We start from the raw sequence: 16,272 nt of genomic DNA, 5'->3' as shown, positions 1-16,272 counted from the left end.
GGCAGGGCGGCAGCCGGTTTCAGCGCAGGGGTTGGAACGGCTTCTTCAGGCACCGGCTTTGGTCGTGGAGCGCTTGGAGCGCGCGGGCACCGCCGGCACGGCCTCGGCCGAGGCGCTGGGCAGCGCCTCGGGCTTGGCCGGGGCCGCCACTTCCTTGTCGAAGCGGGCGATGAAGTCGCGCACTTGCGGATACACCTTCTCGCGCCAGCGGCGGCCGGAGAAGATGCCGTAGTGGCCGGCGCCTTCGACGTCGTAGTGGAACTGGCGCTCCTTGGGGATGCCGGTGCACAGGTCGTGGGCGGCCTTGGTCTGGCCGGCGCCGGAGATGTCGTCGAGCTCGCCCTCGACGGTCAGCAGCGCGCTGGTGGAGATGTCCTGCGGGCGCACGAACTCGCCCTTGACTTCCCAGGTGCCGTTGACCAGCGCGAAGTCCTGGAACACCGTCTTGATGGTCTCCAGGTAGTAATCGGCCGGCATGTCCAGCACGGCGTTGTACTCGTCGTAGAACTTGCGGTGCGCCTCGATGCTGTCCTCGTCGCCGCGGATCAGGTCGAGGAAGTAGTCGTAGTGCGAGCTCAGGTGGCGGTCCGGGTTCATGGCCACGAAGCCCGTGTGCTGCAGGAAGCCCGGGTACACGCGCCGCCCGGCGCCGGGGTAGTTCGGCGGCACGCGGTAGATCACGTTGTTCTCGAACCACTCGTGGCGCTTGTTCATCGCCAGGTTGTTCACGGCGGTGGGCGAGCGCCGCGCGTCGATGGGGCCGCCCATCATGGTCATGGTGCGCGGCGTGTCCTCGCCGCGGCTGGCCAGCAGCGACACCGCCGCGAGCACCGGCACCGTGGGCTGGCACACGGAGATCACGTGCACGTTCGGTCCGATGAAGCGGATGAACTCCTGCACGTACTCGACGTAGTCGTTGAGGTGGAAGGGGCCGTCCGAGGCGGGCACCATGCGCGCGTCGGTCCAGTCGGTGATGTAGACCTTGTGGTCGTGCAGCAGCGAGCGCACCGTGTCGCGCAGCAGCGTGGAGTGGTGGCCCGACAGCGGCGCCACCACCAGCACCGTGGGCTGGCCCTTCATGGCGGTGAGCGCCTGCAGGTCGTCGCTGAAGCGCTTGAAGCGCAGCAGCCGGCAGAAGGGCTTCTGCAGCGCCACGCGCTCCTGCACCGCAACCTCCACGCCGTTGACGGTGGCGGAGGTGATCTCGAACTGGGGCTTCTCGTAATCCTTGGCCAGCCGGTGCAGCAGGTCGAGGGCGGCGGAGATGCGCTGCGACAGGATCGAGTGGGCAAAGGGCGACAGCGGATGGTCGTACAGCTTTGAAGCCGCGCTGGCGAACTCGGAGAAGGGCGCCATCAGGGCGCGCTGGCTTTCGTAGAGCTGGTACAGCATCGAACGGAACCTCGCAGCAGATTGGGGACGGACGACGTCTCGGTCGTTTTTAGGATGAGCGCCGCAGATGAGCTGCACCTGACAAGGTACGGCTCTTTGTGCAAGTGCAGCAATTTTTATGCGCGACGAGGCGGGAGCGTGCCATCCTGAAACAAGTCAAGGATGTGCGAAGGGCCGGAAACCCGGCCCATGTGCGATGCAGTTCACGCAAAATTTCCGGCCACCGTGCCCGCTGTCGCGGCGGTGCGCCGGAAGTCAGGTTCGCGTCAGGCGGAAACCTGGGCCATGGCGCTGGCCACCGCGTCGATGTTGCGGCTGTTGAGCGCGGCCACGCAGATGCGGCCGGAGTCCACGCCGTAGACGCCGAACTCGCTGCGCAGGCGCTGCATCTGCTCCTTGCCCAGGCCGGAGTAGCTGAACATGCCCTTCTGGCGAACGATGTAGGAGAGGTCCTGCTTCACGCCGGCGGCCTGCAGCTTCTCCACCAGCAGCGAGCGCATGAGCTTGATGCGCTGGCGCATGCCGGCGAGCTCCTCTTCCCATTGCGCGCGCAACGAGGGCGTGGTCAGCACCGTGGCCACCACCTGCGCACCGAAGGTGGGCGGGTTGGAGTAGTTGGTGCGGATGACGATCTTGAGCTGCGAGAGCACGCGGGCGGCCTCGTCGGCGCTGTCGCACACCACGCTCAGCGCGCCCACGCGTTCGCCGTAGAGCGAGAAGCTCTTGGAGAACGAGGTGGAGACGAAGAAGTCGATGCCCGCGTCCAGGAACTGCTGGATCACGGCGCCGTCCTCGGCGATGCCCTCGCCGAAGCCCTGGTAGGCCATGTCGAGGAAGGCGACCAGGCCGGCGTCCTTGACGGCGGCGACCACCTGCGTCCACTGCTCGGGCGTGATGTCGTAGCCGGTGGGGTTGTGGCAGCAGGCGTGCAGCACCACGACCGTGCCCTTAGCGGCGCTGCGCAGCGCGGCAACCATGTCGTCGAAGCGCACGCCGCGCTTGTCGGCGTCGTAGTACGGGTAGGTGCCGACTTCGAAGCCCGCGTTGGTGAACAGCGCGCGGTGGTTCTCCCAGCTCGGGTCGCTGATCAGCACCTTGGCGCCCGGGTTGACGCGCTTCAGGAAGTCGGCGCCGATCTTCAGGCCGCCCGTGCCGCCCAGGGCCTGCACGGTGGCGACGCGGCCGCCCTTGACGGCGTCGCTGTCGGCGCCGAACACCAGGCCCTGCACCGCCTTGTCGTAGGCGGCGATGCCGTCGATGGGCAGGTAGCCGCGGGGCTTCTTGGCCTCCAGCAGCTGTTGCTCGGCGGCGGCGACGCACTTGAGCAGCGGCAGCTTGCCCTCATCATCGAAATACACACCCACGCCCAGGTTGACCTTGGCGGGGTTGGGGTCGGCGGCGAACTGTTCGTTGAGGCCCAGGATCGGGTCGCGCGGGGCCATTTCGACGGCGGCAAACAGGGACATGGGTGATTCCAGAAGGGGGAGAGGAGCGTCGCCGCTGAGGGTACGGGCGATGCGCTAGGCTGTCGGATTGCCCTGCGGTGTGACCCGCGAGGGCGCGCAATTCTAAGCCGCCACGTCGTTTTCCCCGGTATTCCAGGATTCCAGATGCCTTCTCCCAAGCCCGTACCGAGCTCCGCCGCCGTGCAGGACGACGCCCCGGCGGCGCCGCAAGCTGAAGCGCCGCAGGGCGAGTTCGCGCGCTTCGCCGGCTCGCCCTTCGAGCTGTTCCAGCCCTATCTGCCTGCGGGCGACCAGCCCACGGCCATCGAGCAGTTGGTGGAGGGCGTGCAGGACGGCCTGAGCTTCCAGACGCTGCTGGGCGTCACGGGCTCGGGCAAGACCTTCACCATGGCCAACACCATCGCGCGGCTGGGCCGCCCGGCGATCGTGTTCGCGCCCAACAAGACGCTGGCCGCGCAGCTCTACAGCGAGTTCCGCGAGTTCTTCCCCAAGAACGCCGTCGAGTACTTCGTCAGCTACTACGACTACTACCAGCCTGAGGCCTACGTGCCGCAGCGCGACCTGTTCATCGAGAAGGACAGCGCGATCAACGAGCACATCGAGCAGATGCGGCTCTCCGCCACCAAGAGCCTGCTGGAGCGGCGCGACGTGGTGATCGTCGCTTCGGTCTCGGCCATCTACGGCATCGGCAACCCGGCCGACTACCACCAGATGGTGATGACGCTGCGCGTGGGCGACAAGATGGGCCAGCGCGACGTGATCGCGCAGCTGGTGCGCATGCAGTATTCGCGCAACGACACGGAGTTCTCGCGCGGCGCTTTCCGCGTGCGCGGCGACACCATTGACGTGTTCCCGGCCGAGCACTCGGAGCTGGCCATCCGCATCGAGCTCTTCGACGACGAGGTGGAGTCGCTGCAGCTCTTCGACCCGCTCACCGGGCGCATCCGGCAGAAGATCCCGCGCTTCACGGTCTATCCCAGCAGTCACTACGTGACGCCGCGCGAGCGCGTGCTCGCGGCCGTCGAGGGCATCAAGGCCGAGCTGCGCCAGCGCGTGGACGAGTTCGTCGCCTCAGGCAAGCTGGTGGAGGCGCAGCGCCTGGAGCAGCGCACCCGCTTCGACCTGGAGATGCTGCAGGAGGTGGGCCACTGCAAGGGCATCGAGAACTACACCCGCCACCTCTCGGGCGCCATGCCCGGCTCGCCGCCGCCCACGCTGGTGGACTACCTGCCGCGCGACGCGCTGATGTTCTTCGACGAGTCGCACGTGCTCATCGGCCAGTTCGGCGGCATGTACAACGGCGACCGCGCGCGCAAGACGACGCTGGTGGAATACGGCTTCCGGCTGCCCTCGGCGCTGGACAACCGGCCGCTGAAGTTCGAGGAGTTCGAGACCAAGATGCGCCAGTGCGTCTTCGTCTCCGCGACGCCGGCGGACTACGAGAAGCGCCACACGGGCCAGGTGGTGGAGCAGGTGGTGCGGCCCACCGGGCTGGTCGATCCGCAGATCGAGGTGCGCCCGGCGCTGCACCAGGTGGACGACGTGCTGCAGGAGATCCGCGAGCGCGTGGAGCTCGACGAGCGCGTGCTCATCACCACGCTGACCAAGCGCATGGCCGAGCAGCTCACCGACTACCTCACCGACAACGGCGTGAAGGTGCGCTACCTGCACTCCGACGTGGACACGGTGGAGCGGGTGGAGATCATCCGCGACCTGCGGCTGGGCCTGTTCGACGTGCTGGTGGGCATCAACCTGCTGCGCGAGGGCCTGGACATCCCGGAGGTGTCGCTGGTGGCGATCCTGGACGCGGACAAGGAAGGCTTCCTGCGTGCCGAGCGCAGCCTGATCCAGACCATCGGCCGCGCGGCGCGCAACGCCTCGGGCAAGGCCATCCTGTACGCCGACAAGATCACCGACTCCATGCGCCGCGCCATCGACGAGACGCAGCGCCGGCGCGCCAAGCAGGAGGCCTACAACGCCGAGCACGGCATCACGCCGCGCACGGTGCGCAAGCAGGTGCGCGAGATGATCGACGGGGTGGTCTCGGACAAAACCGCCAAGGACGACCTCAAGAACGCCCAGGCCGCCGCCGCGGTGGAGGCCATGAGCGAGAAGGACCTGGGCAAGCGCATCAAGCTGCTGGAAAAGCAGATGCTGGAGCACGCGCGCAACCTGGAGTTCGAGCAGGCGGCGCGGCTGCGCGACCAGCTCGCGCTGCTGCGCGAGCAGGCCTTCGGCGCGGCGGTGCACGACAGCAACGTGGTGCCCATCAACGGCCGCGGCTGAGCCGTCCGGCCCGCGCCGCGCCCGGCGTTGGCGGGGCTTGGCGCGGCATTGCCGCCCCAAGCACGGCCCGCCTTTCCTGGCAAGCCCGCCGGGGGGTGAGGTGCGCAGCACTCACTGCAACCCGGGGTTGCGCCAAAGCAAGCTTTGTGCGGGCGCTGTATGGTTCCAGGGTGTAAACCCCGATGGCATCAAGGGAACTTCCACGTAGTTCCCCCGAGTCCAAAGGGTGGCTTCATGTATAATCGACCAAAACACTCGGAATAAGCCGGGTGGAAAGCCCTCGAAAGGGGGTAGAGGTCGCATGACGGCCGACCCGTGTGATCCGCGGGAGGACCGGGTCAGCGATTGCCGCCGCAGCGGCGCAGGAGTACTTCGATGCGTCTTACCACCAAGGGCCGTTTTGCCGTCACCGCGATGATCGATCTGGCGCTGCGCTCGCATTCGGGCCCGGTTGCCCTGGCGGCGATCAGCCAGCGCCAGCAGATCTCGCTGTCGTACCTGGAGCAGCTGTTCGGCAAGCTGCGCCGCCACGAGCTCGTGGAGAGCACCCGTGGCCCGGGCGGCGGCTACTCGCTGGGCCGCAAGGCCGAAGACATCACCGTGGCCGACATCATCGTCGCCGTGGACGAGGCGCTGGACGCCACGGGCTGCGGCGGCAAGGAAAACTGCATGGGCGAGGACTCGGGCAAGTGCATGACGCACGAGCTCTGGACCAACCTCAACAACAAGATGATCGAGTACCTCGATTCCATCTCGCTGCAGAAGCTCGTGGACGACCAGATCGCCAAGGGCGTGTCGGTGGAGGAAGCGCCGGTCAAGCGCGCCATCTCCAGCACCCCGGTGGTCAAGCCGATCAAGGTCACGGCGCCCAACTCGGTCTTCGCGCTGGGCAACGCCTTCACCAAGTGAGCACGCGGGGCGCGCGGGCGCTCCGTCTTCTCTAACACCCGCGGGCGGCATGCCGCCCGCCCAATGCTGGACAAAAGCTCTTTCCCATGGACATGACGCCGCACTTCCCGATCTACATGGATTATGGCGCCACCACGCCGGTGGACCCGCGCGTGGTCGATGCGATGGTGCCGTGGCTGCGCGAGCACTTCGGCAATCCCGCCTCGCGCAGTCATGCCTGGGGGTGGGAAGCGGAGGAGGCCGTGGAGAAGGCGCGCGCGCAGGTCGCCGCGCTGATCAACGCCGACCCGCGCGAGATCGTCTGGACCTCCGGTGCCACCGAGTCCAACAACCTCGCGCTCAAGGGCGCGGCGCATTTCTACAAGACGCGCGGCAAGCACATCATCACCGTCAAGACCGAGCACAAGGCGGTGCTGGACACGGTGCGCGAGCTGGAGCGCCAGGGCTTCGAGGCGACCTACCTGGACGTCCAGGAGGACGGGCTGCTCGAGCTGGAGAAGTTCAAGGCCGCGCTGCGTCCGGACACCATCCTGGTGTCGGTGATGCTGGTGAACAACGAGATCGGCGTGATCCAGGACATCCCGGCCATCGGCACGATCTGCCGCGAGCGCGGGATCATCTTCCACGTCGACGCGGCGCAGGCCACGGGCAAGGTGGACATCGACATGCAGACGCTGCCGGTGGACCTGCTGAGCCTGGCCTCGCACAAGACCTACGGGCCCAAGGGCATCGGCGCGCTGTACGTGCGCCGCAAGCCCCGCGTGCGCCTGGAGGCGCAGATGCACGGCGGCGGCCATGAGCGCGGCATGCGCTCCGGCACGCTGCCCACGCACCAGATCGTGGGCATGGGCGAGGCCTTCCGCATCGCCAAGGAAGAAGGCCCGGCCGAGCGCGAGCGCATCCGCGCGCTGCAGCAGCGGCTGCTCAAGGGCCTGTCGGACATCGAGCAGACCTTCGTCAACGGCGACCTGGAAAAGCGGGTGCCGCACAACCTGAACATCAGCTTCAACTTCGTCGAGGGCGAGTCGCTGATCATGGGCATCAAGGGCATCGCGGTGAGCTCGGGCTCGGCCTGCACCTCGGCCAGCCTGGAGCCCAGCTACGTGCTGCGCGCGCTGGGCCGCAGCGACGAGCTGGCGCACTCCAGCCTGCGCATGACGATCGGCCGCTTCACGACCGAGGAAGAGATCGACTACGCGGTCTCCACGCTCAAGGAGCGCGTGGCCAAGCTGCGCGAGCTCTCGCCGCTGTGGGAGATGTACCAGGACGGCGTCGACATCAGCACGATCCAGTGGGCCGCGCACTGACCCGCACACGCACTTGATTCACTAGTTTTTCGGAGAACGGTCATGGCATACAGCGACAAGGTGGTGGACCACTACGAGAACCCGCGCAACGTGGGCTCCTTCGCCAAGGGCGACGAGACGGTGGGCACCGGCATGGTGGGCGCGCCCGCGTGCGGCGACGTGATGAAGCTGCAGATTAAGGTCAACCCGGCCACGGGCCTGATCGAGGACGCCAAGTTCAAGACCTACGGCTGCGGCTCGGCCATCGCGTCGAGCTCGCTGGTGACGGAGTGGGTCAAGGGCAAGTCGCTGGACGAGGCGCTGACGATCAAGAACACGCACATCGCCGAGGAGCTGGCGCTGCCGCCGGTGAAGATCCACTGCTCGATCCTGGCTGAGGACGCGATCAAGGCCGCGGTGGACGACTACAAGGCCAAGCACGGCTCGGTGGCGCAGTAAGGCCATGGCTGTCACGTTGACCGAAGCGGCAGCCCGCCACGTCACGCGCTACCTCTCGCGCCGCGGCAAGGGCGTGGGGGTGCGGCTGGGCGTCAAGACCACCGGCTGCTCGGGCATGGCCTACAAGCTGGAGTACGCCGACGAGGTGGCGCCGGAGGACCATGTCTTCGAAGGGCATGGCGTCAAGATCCTGATCGATCCCAAGAGCCTGCCGTACCTGGACGGGACGGAGCTGGACTTCGTGCGCGAAGGGCTCAACGAGGGCTTCAAGTTCCACAACCCGCGCGAGAAGGACCGCTGCGGCTGCGGCGAATCCTTCCGCGTTTGAGCTCGCGCCACGCCCGTGCCGGTGCCGCCTTCGGGCGGCACTGTCGTTGCGTGGCCCACAATGCGCGCCCGCCGCGCCGCTCGATCCGCCGGCCCGGCCCGCGTTCATGAACCTCACCGACGACGACTTCACGCTGTTCGGCCTTGCGCCGAAGTTTTCCATCGACCGCGCCGCGCTCGATGCCTGCTGGCGCCAGCTGCAGGCGCGCGTGCACCCGGACCGCTTCGCCGCCGACGGCCACACCGCGCAGCGCCTGGCCATGCAGTGGTCGGTGCGCATCAACGAGGCCTACCGCCGCCTGCGCGACCCGCTCACCCGCGCCGCCTACCTGTGCGAGCTGCGCGGCGCGCCCATCGACGCGCACAGCAACACCGCCATGCCCGGTGCCTTCCTGATGCAGCAGATGGAATGGCGCGAGGCGCTGGAGGAGGCCGAGGATGCCGCCGCGGTGGAGGCGCTGGACGAGGAGGTGCGCGCCTCCGAGAAAGCGCTGCTGGACGAGGTGAGGCAGCTGCTGGACGAGCGCCACGACGCCGCCACGGCGGCGCAGCGCGTCAGAGCCCTCATGTTCGTCGCGCGCTTTCGCGAGGACATCGAAGCCCGATTGGACGCGCTGGGACAATAACGGCCCTCCCTCGGGCACACACAACAACGAGACATGGCACTGCTGCAGATCTCCGAACCCGGCCAGACGCCGGACCCGCACCAGCGGCGCATTGCCGTCGGTATCGACCTGGGCACCACGCACTCCTTGGTCGCCGCGGTGCGACACGGCGTGGCCGAGTGCCTGCCTGATGACCAGGGCCGCGTCATCCTGCCCTCGGCCGTGCGCTATCTCGACGGCGGCCGGCGCCAGATCGGCCATGAGGCGCTGGCCGTGCAGGCCGACGATCCGGAGAACACCGTCGTCTCCGTCAAGCGCTTCATGGGCCGCAAGCTGGCGGACCTCGCCGGCCACGCCAAGCTGCCCTACCGCTTCGTGGACCAGCCCGGCATGGTGGCGGTGCACACGCGCGAAGGCGTGAAGTCGCCGGTGGAAGTGTCGGCCGAGATCCTGGCCACGCTGCGCCACCGCGCCGAGGACACCTTCAACGACGACCTGTTCGGCGCCGTCATCACGGTGCCGGCGTACTTCGACGACGCGCAGCGCCAGGCCACCAAGGACGCCGCCAAGCTCGCCGGCATCAACGTGCTGCGCCTGATCAACGAGCCCACCGCAGCCGCCGTGGCCTACGGGCTGGACAACGGCAGCGAGGGCCTCTACGCCGTCTACGACCTGGGCGGCGGCACCTTCGACATCTCGCTGCTGCGCCTGACCAAGGGCGTGTTCGAGGTGGTTGCCACCGGCGGCGATGCCGCGCTGGGCGGCGACGACTTCGACGCCCTGCTGGCTGACTGGGCCCTGGCGCAGAGCGGCCGCGAGGCCGTGGGCGCCGAGTTCAGCGCGCACGACAAGCGCGCGCTGCTGGTGAGCGCGCGCGCAGCCAAGGAAGCGCTCAGCAACGAGGAGCAGGCCGTGCTGCGCTGCGAGTTGGGCGACGGCGTGCTGGAAGTGACGGTGACGCGCGCGCAGTTCGACGAAGTGACCAAGCCGCTGGTGGACCGCACGCTGGCCAGCGTGCGCCGCGTGCTGCGCGACGCCAAGGTCGCGCGCGACGAAGTGCAGGGCGTGGTGATGGTGGGCGGCTCCACCCGCATGCCGGCCGTGCGCCACGCCGTGGGCGCGTACTTCGGCCGCGACCCGCTGGTGAACCTCAACCCCGACGAGGTGGTGGCGCTGGGCGCCGCGGTGCAGGCGCACCAGCTCGCGGGCCACGCCGGCGCCGAGGACATCCTGCTGCTGGACGTGATTCCGCTGTCGCTGGGCATCGAGACCATGGGCGGGCTGGTGGAGCGCATCATCGAGCGCAACACCACCATTCCCGTGGCCAAGGCCCAGGAGTTCACCACCTTCAAGGACGGCCAGACCGCCATGGCCATCCACGTGGTGCAGGGCGAGCGCGAGCTGGTGAGCGACTGCCGCTCGCTGGCGCGCTTCGAGCTGCGCGGCATCCCGCCGATGGTCGCCGGCGCGGCGCGCATCCGCGTCACCTTCGAGGTGGATGCCGACGGCCTGCTGCACGTCGCCGCCCGCGAGCAGGGCTCGGGCGTGGAGGCCGCGGTGCAGGTGAAGCCCAGCTACGGGCTGGCCGACGAGGACATCGCGCGCATGCTGCAGGAGGGCTTCCAGCAGGCCGACGCGGACATGAGCGCGCGCGCGCTGCGCGAGGCGCTGGTGGAGTCCGAGCGCATGCTGCTGGCCACGCAATCGGCGCTGGCCGTTGACGCCGACCTGCTCAGTGAACAGGAGCGCGCCGACATCGACGCCCTCATGCGCGAGCTGGCCGAAGTGGCCCAGGGCCAGGACCACGCCGCCATCAACGCTGCCGTCGAGCGCCTGGCCAAGGGCACCGAGGCCTTTGCCGCCGCGCGCATGAACCGCGGCATCCAGTCGGCGCTCACCGGCCGCACCATCGAAGAAGTCTGAACCGAAAGTCGCCCATGCCCGTCATCCGCATCCTGCCCCACTCGGAGTACTGCCCCGAGGGCGCCACCATCGAGGCCAAGCGCGGTACCTCGATCTGCGAGGCGCTGCTCGACAACCACATCGAGATCGAGCACGCCTGCGAGCTGAGCTGCGCCTGCACCACCTGCCACGTGGTAGTGCGCGAGGGCTTCAAGTCCCTGGGCGAGATGGACGAGGCCGAGGAAGACCTGCTCGACCGCGCCTGGGGCCTGGAGCCCACCTCGCGCCTGTCGTGCCAGGCCATCATCTCGGACCAGGACGTGACGATCGAGATCCCGAAGTACTCGATCAACCACGCGCGCGAGAAGCACTGAGCGAAGCGCACGAGCAAAAGAAAAGGGGCCGCAAGGCCCCTTTTGCTTGGGTCCGGCATCTCGGCCGGCTCCAAGAAAAGACGCCTGCGTGCTGCGGCACGCAGGCGCCAAGGAAAGGGCGGCGTTCCGGAGTCGGGCCCCGCCGCCCTGCTGCAGCACGCGTCAGGCGGCGCGCTTCTCGCCGTGGCGGGTGTAGAGGAAGTCCAGCACCTGCTTGCGCAGCCGGATGTAGCGCAGGTCCTCGGCCAGCGCCACGCGGTCGCGCGGGCGCTCCAGGTCCACGGTGGCGATCTCGCCGATGGTGGCGGCCGGGCCGTTGGTCATCATCACGATGCGGTCGGACAGCAGCACGGCCTCGTCCACGTCGTGCGTGACCATCACCACGGTGCTCCTGGTGCGCGCCACGATGCGCAGCAGCTCGTCCTGCAGCTTGGCGCGGGTGAGGGCGTCCAGGGCGCCGAAGGGCTCGTCCATCAGCAGCACCTTGGGCTCCATTGCCAGGGCGCGGGCGATGCCCACGCGCTGCTTCATGCCGCCGGAAACCTCGTTGGGCCGCTTGGCTGTGGCGTGGCCCATGCCCACCAGCTCCAGCGCCGCCAGCGTGCGCGCCTTGAGCTGCGCCTTGCTCTCCTTGGCACCGAAGACGCGCTCCACGCCCAGGTACACGTTGTCGTAGCAGCTCAGCCAGGGCAGCAGCGAGTGGTTCTGGAACACGACCGCGCGTTCCGGGCCGGGGCCGGTGATCTCGCGGTTCTCGCACAGCAGCACGCCCTGGGTGGGCCGCGTCAGGCCGGCGATGAGGTTGAGCAGCGTGCTCTTGCCGCAGCCGGAGTGGCCGATGAGCGACACGCACTCGCCCTGGGCGATGCGCAGGTCGATGCCCTGCAGCGCGTGGAAGCGGCCCTTCTTGGTGTCGAACACCATCTCGGCGCCTTCGATGCTGATGAAGTTCTGCATGGTGGGTCCTCAGGCTCGTGTGTTGCGGTCAGTCATCGAAGGAGAAGCGCTTGGCCAGGGCCACCAGCGCCTGTTCCAGCAGCAGGCCCACCACGCCGATGACGACGATGGCGATGATGATGTGCTGCACGTTGAGGTTGTTCCACTCGTCCCAGACCCAGAAGCCGATGCCGACGCCGCCGGTGAGCATCTCCGCGGCCACGATCACCAGCCAGGCGGTGCCGACCGACAGGCGCACGCCGGTGAGCATGTAGGGCAGCACGGCGGGGAAGAGGATCTTGCGCGCCAGCGTCAGCTCGCTGAGGTTGAGCACGCGCGCCACGTTGAGGTAGTCCTGCGGCACGCGCTGCACGCCCACGGCGGTGTTGATCACCATCGGCCAGATCGAGCAGATGAAGATGGTCCAGATCGCGGCCGGGTTGGCGGACTTGAACACCAGCAGCCCGATGGGCAGCCACGCCAGCGGCGACACCGGGCGCAGCAGGCTCACCAGCGGCGAGACCATGCGGTTGAGCACGGCGAAGCGGCCGATCAGGAAGCCCAGCGGAATGCCCACCAGCGCCGCCAGCCCGAAGCCCACGGCCACGCGCTGCAGCGAGTTGAGGATGTTCCAGCCGATGCCCTGGTCGTTGGGGCCGTTGCGGTAGAACGGGTCGGCGAACAGCTGCACGGCGGCTTCCCAGGTCGCCGCCGGCGTCGGGAAGGTGGTGCTGTTCATCGTGAGCAGGGCCCAGAGGCCCACCAGCAGCGCGATGCCCCCCACCGGCGGCAGCACGGCGCCGGCCAGGGCGCGCAGGTCGATGAGCGGGCGGCGCTCCAGCGCGGGCTTGGCGGCCGGTGCGTGCGAGGGCTTGGCCGCGGCGGCGGGCTGGGCGGAAGCCTCTGCGGCGGCCTCGGCGGGCGAGTGAAAGACGGCACTGACCATGGTCTTCTCCTGAAGGGTGCTGGGGGCGGCGCCGTCAGGCGGCGGCCACGGCCTTGATCTGGAAGCCGTCGGCGTACTTGGCCGGGTCCTTGCCGTCCCACACCACACCATCGATGAGCTTGCTGGTGCGCATCACGTCCTTGGGCACGCTGATCTTCATGGCCGAGGCCACCTCCCGGTAAAGGTCCACCTGGTTGATCTGCTTGGCCACGGCCAGGTAGTCCGGATGCGACTTGAGCAGGCCCCAGCGCTTGTGCTGGGTGAGGAACCACATGCCGTCGGACAGGTACGGGAAGTTCACCGCGCCGTCGTTGAAGAACTTCATGTGGTTGGGGTCGTCCCAGGTCTTGCCCAGGCCGTTCTGGTAGCGGCCCAGGATGCGCTGGTTGATGGCGTCCACGCTGGTGTTGATGTAGGCCTTCTCGGCCACCGTCTCGGCCATCTTCATCTTGTTCTGCAGGCTGGCGTCGATCCAGCGGCCGGCCTCCAGCACGGCCATCATCACGGCGCGCGCGGTGTTGGGGTACTTCTTGACGAAGTCGCCCGTGGTGCCCAGGACCTTCTCGGGGTGGTCCTTCCAGATGTCCTGCGTGGTGTTGGCGGTGATGCCGATGCCGTCCATGATGGCCCGGTGGTTCCAGGGCTCGCCCACGCAGAAGCCGTCCATGTTGCCCACGCGCATGTTGGCCACCATCTGCGGCGGCGGCACCGTGATGAGCTTGGCGCCGGACAGCGGATTGATGCCCGCCGCGGCCAGCCAGTAGTGCATCCACATCGCGTGCGTGCCGGTCGGGAACGTGCCCGCGAAGGTGTACTCGCGCTTCTCCTTGGCCATCAGCTTGGCCAGCGAGGGGCCATCCACGGCGCCCTTGTCGGCCAGCGCCTTGGACAACGTGATGGCCTGGCCGTTGTTGTTGAGCGCCATGAGCACGGCCATGTCCTTCTTGGGGCTGCCCAGGCCCAGGTGCACGCCGTAGATCAGGCCGTAGAGCACGTGCGCCATGTCCAGCTCGCCGTTGACGAGCTTGTCGCGCACGCCGGCCCAGGAGGCTTCCTTGGTCGGCACGATCTTGACGCCGTACTTCTTGTCGAAGCCCAGCACCGAGGCCATCACCACCGAGGCGCAGTCGGTCAGCGGGATGAAGCCGATGCGCACTTCCTCCTTCTCCGGCTTGTCGGAGCCGGCGGCGTAGACCGCGGCTTGCAGCCCCGGGATCAGGCCGGTGGTGGCAGCGGTGGCGGCCGTCGCGGCGGCGGCCTTGACGATCGAGCGGCGTCCCATGTTGATCGCGTCCTTGTTCATCAGGTGTCCCTACAGATGGCAGTTGGTTTTGCGGCGGGCAAAAAAAAGCGGCGTCCCTGTGACCCGCGCTGCAGTGCAGCCGCGGGGCATGGGGACGCCGTCGTCCTGTTGGCGCTTCCGACCGACCTTGGCCGGATGCCATTCAAATTCCTTGGGAGATCGCCTTTGACTTCCCGCGGTACATGTCGCAATCCCTGTGCCAGGTGATTGACCCGGAATGCCGCCTTTTGGCGTTCCGGGTGCACCAAGCCGGGTTTCAAGGCCCTCCGGCCTGCGCTGCTTTGGTGCCCAGGCTTTGGGGGCGTGGGGGCAACTCAGCCGAGCAGGTCGGCCACGTCGATGATGCGCTGCGCCACCTCGGCCACCTTCAGGCCTTTGTCCATGGCGGTCTTGCGCAGCCGGGCGTAGGCCTGCGCCTCGTCGATGCCCTGTCGCTTCATCAGCAGGCCCTTGGCGCGCTCGATGAGCTTGCGCTCGTCGAGCTGCTTGCGGGCGTCGGCCAGCTCGCGGCGCATCTCCTCCTCGTGGCGGAAGCGCGCCATGGCGACGTCCAGCACCGACTTGATGCGCTCGGGTGCCAGTCCCGCCACCACGTAGGCCGTCACGCCTGCGGCGATGGCGTCGCCCACGTGCGAGGTGTCCTCGTCGTCGGTGAACAGCACGATCGGCCGGCGCGCGTCGCGCGTGGCCATCACGACGTGCTCCAGCGTGTCGCGCGCCTGGCTCTCGGCGTCCACGATGATCATGTCGGGCTGGATCTGCGCCAGCCGCTCCGGCAGGAAGGGGTCGATGGGCAGCACCGCGACGATGTTGTAGCCGTGCTGCAGCAGCCCGATGCGCAGGCTGCGCGAGCGCTCGACCTCGACCATCGCGGCGTCGTCGGACGGGTCGGGATGCAGCGAGTCAGGCGCGACGATGACGATGCGCAGGGCCTGCGAAGATTTCATGCCGCCCCGGCTTGCAAGCTTCACGCCATGAAAGTGCGCCAATGCCCCGCTGGCTACACTGCCGCACCATGAATGTGCTGGGAATCGAATCCTCCTGCGACGAGACGGGCGTGGCGCTGGTGCAGGTGCCGCCCGACGGCGGCGTGCCCCGGTTGCGCGCGCACGCGTTGCACAGCCAGATCGAGATGCACCGCGCCTACGGCGGCGTGGTGCCGGAGCTGGCCTCGCGCGACCACATCCGCCGCGTGCTGCCGCTGGCGCGCCAGGTGTTCGTCGACGCGGGCTGCAGCCTGGAGGACGTGGACGTGGTCGCCTACACGCGTGGCCCGGGCCTCGCGGGCGCGCTGCTGGTCGGCGCGGGCGTGGCCTGCGCCCTGGCCGCGGCGCTGGGCAAGCCGACGCTGGGCATCCACCACCTCGAAGGGCACCTGCTGTCGCCGTTCCTCTCCGACGACCCGCCCGAGTTCCCCTTCGTGGCGCTGCTGGTCTCGGGCGGCCACACGCAGCTCATGCGCGTGCAGGGCGTGGGCGAGTACGAATTGCTGGGCGAGACCATCGACGACGCCGCGGGCGAGGCCTTCGACAAGTCGGCCAAGCTGCTGGGCCTAGGTTATCCGGGTGGGCCGGCGCTGTCGCGACTGGCCGAGTTCGGCAACCCGGAGGCCTTCGAGCTGCCGCGGCCGCTGATGCACAGCGGCAACCTCGACTTCTCCTTCGCCGGGCTGAAGACGGCCGTGATGACGCAGCTGCGCAAGCTCGGCCCCGACGTGTGCGAACAGCCCAAGGCCGACCTCGCGGCGAGCACGCAGGAGGCCATCGTCGACGTGCTGAGCGCCAAGTCCATGAAGGCGCTCAAGGCCACGGGGCTGAAGCGGCTGGTGGTGGCCGGCGGCGTGGGTGCCAACCGCGCCCTGCGCACGCGGCTCAACAGCCTGTGCCGCCGCGTCGGCGTGCGCGTGCACTACCCCGAGCTGCATTTGTGCAGCGACAACGGCGCCATGATCGCCCTGGCCGGCGCGATGCGGCTGCAGAGCGGCCGGGCCGTGCCCGCGCACGACTACGCCTTCGACGTGAAGCCGCGCTGGCCGCTGGCCGAGGCCTGAGCTCAACAGGCGCGGGGCGCGTTGCCTCGCA

Annotated in this window: 15 protein-coding genes; 9 read left to right on the top strand and 6 right to left on the bottom strand. The window is 68.5% G+C overall.

All coding sequences use genetic code 11. The features are described from left to right. Positions 1-45: 45 nt before the first annotated feature. Positions 46-1,392, bottom strand: coding sequence for a polyhydroxyalkanoate depolymerase (locus tag H537_RS41855; RefSeq protein WP_051242173.1), 1,347 nt, complete (start codon positions 1,390-1,392; stop codon positions 46-48). A gap of 266 nt (positions 1,393-1,658) precedes the next feature. After that, positions 1,659-2,858 carry an amino acid aminotransferase gene (locus tag H537_RS0108305; protein WP_028997539.1) on the bottom strand — a complete coding sequence of 400 codons (1,200 nt, stop codon included), beginning with the start codon at positions 2,856-2,858 and terminating at the stop codon, positions 1,659-1,661. 144 nt (positions 2,859-3,002) lie between these two features. On the opposite strand from H537_RS0108305, the gene uvrB reads away from it, so the two are divergent. The 8 genes from uvrB (at position 3,003) to fdx (ending at position 11,006) form a co-directional block, all read left to right on the top strand. Beyond that, entirely contained in the window at positions 3,003-5,144 is a 2,142-nt protein-coding gene (uvrB, locus tag H537_RS0108300) for an excinuclease ABC subunit UvrB (RefSeq protein WP_084150521.1), read from the top strand. 375 nt (positions 5,145-5,519) lie between these two features. Beyond that, a complete protein-coding gene (gene iscR, locus H537_RS0108295) occupies positions 5,520-6,053 on the top strand; it encodes a Fe-S cluster assembly transcriptional regulator IscR (protein WP_028997537.1) in 534 nt (177 codons plus the stop codon). 86 nt (positions 6,054-6,139) lie between these two features. After that, the gene (locus H537_RS0108290) at positions 6,140-7,360 is read left to right on the top strand and encodes an IscS subfamily cysteine desulfurase (RefSeq protein ID WP_028997536.1); all 1,221 of its coding nucleotides are present in this window, start codon (positions 6,140-6,142) and stop codon (positions 7,358-7,360) included. A 42-nt stretch (positions 7,361-7,402) separates the two neighbouring features. Beyond that, on the top strand, positions 7,403-7,798 hold the full coding sequence (gene iscU / locus H537_RS0108285; RefSeq protein ID WP_028997535.1) for a Fe-S cluster assembly scaffold IscU: 396 nt from the start codon (positions 7,403-7,405) through the stop codon (positions 7,796-7,798). 4 nt (positions 7,799-7,802) lie between these two features. After that, on the top strand, positions 7,803-8,126 hold the full coding sequence (gene iscA / locus H537_RS0108280) for an iron-sulfur cluster assembly protein IscA (RefSeq protein ID WP_028997534.1): 324 nt from the start codon (positions 7,803-7,805) through the stop codon (positions 8,124-8,126). A 106-nt stretch (positions 8,127-8,232) separates the two neighbouring features. Next, positions 8,233-8,751, top strand: a complete 519-nt coding sequence (hscB, locus tag H537_RS0108275) for a Fe-S protein assembly co-chaperone HscB (protein ID WP_028997533.1) — start codon at positions 8,233-8,235, stop codon at positions 8,749-8,751. A gap of 33 nt (positions 8,752-8,784) precedes the next feature. Continuing rightward, positions 8,785-10,653: a Fe-S protein assembly chaperone HscA gene (gene hscA / locus H537_RS0108270; protein WP_028997532.1), complete on the top strand. Its 1,869-nt coding sequence runs from the start codon at positions 8,785-8,787 to the stop codon at positions 10,651-10,653. Positions 10,654-10,667: 14 nt separating this feature from the next. Beyond that, complete coding sequence (gene fdx, locus H537_RS0108265; protein ID WP_028997531.1) at positions 10,668-11,006, top strand: ISC system 2Fe-2S type ferredoxin; 339 nt, start codon at positions 10,668-10,670, stop codon at positions 11,004-11,006. Between the two features lie 162 nt (positions 11,007-11,168). Here fdx and H537_RS0108260 read toward each other — a convergent pair whose 3' ends face one another. The 4 genes from H537_RS0108260 to H537_RS0108245 form a co-directional block, all read right to left on the bottom strand. Continuing rightward, a complete protein-coding gene (locus H537_RS0108260; protein ID WP_028997530.1) occupies positions 11,169-11,963 on the bottom strand; it encodes an ABC transporter ATP-binding protein in 795 nt (264 codons plus the stop codon). Positions 11,964-11,991: 28 nt separating this feature from the next. Beyond that, positions 11,992-12,888 carry a nitrate ABC transporter permease gene (ntrB, locus tag H537_RS0108255; RefSeq protein WP_028997529.1) on the bottom strand — a complete coding sequence of 299 codons (897 nt, stop codon included), beginning with the start codon at positions 12,886-12,888 and terminating at the stop codon, positions 11,992-11,994. A gap of 34 nt (positions 12,889-12,922) precedes the next feature. Beyond that, positions 12,923-14,170: a CmpA/NrtA family ABC transporter substrate-binding protein gene (locus tag H537_RS0108250; RefSeq protein ID WP_238446635.1), complete on the bottom strand. Its 1,248-nt coding sequence runs from the start codon at positions 14,168-14,170 to the stop codon at positions 12,923-12,925. Between the two features lie 335 nt (positions 14,171-14,505). Further along, positions 14,506-15,138 carry an ANTAR domain-containing response regulator gene (locus H537_RS0108245; protein ID WP_028997527.1) on the bottom strand — a complete coding sequence of 211 codons (633 nt, stop codon included), beginning with the start codon at positions 15,136-15,138 and terminating at the stop codon, positions 14,506-14,508. 68 nt (positions 15,139-15,206) lie between these two features. Here H537_RS0108245 and tsaD point away from each other — a divergent pair, with 68 nt between their 5' ends. Beyond that, positions 15,207-16,241, top strand: a complete 1,035-nt coding sequence (gene tsaD, locus H537_RS0108240) for a tRNA (adenosine(37)-N6)-threonylcarbamoyltransferase complex transferase subunit TsaD (protein WP_028997526.1) — start codon at positions 15,207-15,209, stop codon at positions 16,239-16,241. Positions 16,242-16,272 lie beyond the last annotated feature (31 nt).

This window comes from Azohydromonas australica DSM 1124, from assembly GCF_000430725.1.
Lineage (GTDB): Bacteria > Pseudomonadota > Gammaproteobacteria > Burkholderiales > Burkholderiaceae_C > Azohydromonas > Azohydromonas australica.
This window is presented reverse-complemented; position numbering and strand designations above follow the sequence as displayed.